Here is a 372-nt window from a genome sequence, read left to right on the forward strand (position 1 = left end):
CAAGATGGACTTCGAGAACGGCCGTCGAAAGACGTGTCGCTTACGTCGGACATAAGCAGAACCTCGGCGGTCCCCAGGGTGTAGCTGTCGGACTGATAACGAGGCAGCGGCCGTCCTGATGGATCGGCCTTGATGAGCGCGCTGTGAGGCAGCAGCCCGCCATTCACGCGCACGCCGGCGTCGGTGATGGCAACCTCGTCGCCTTTAGCGGCTAAAACTCGCTTCATCATGTAGCCGTAGTCGCCGGGGCAGAAACCGCCGGCGATGTAGCCCCGCTCCTTGGCGTCCGAAAACACGCCGACTTGCGGCGGGCAGAACATGACGTAAGCCCCCTTCTCCACCGGCGCATTCGATTTCCAGTACAGGCCGACC

General features: G+C 62.4%; 1 protein-coding gene. It reads right to left on the minus strand.

All coding sequences use genetic code 11. From position 1 onward, the window contains the following. Positions 1 to 372 (minus strand): conjugative transfer signal peptidase TraF (gene traF, locus AC0L3J_RS37655; RefSeq protein WP_473350470.1); only part of this gene is annotated, 372 nt, incomplete at both ends.

It is taken from the genome of Bradyrhizobium sp. Kon37 (genome assembly GCF_055807535.1).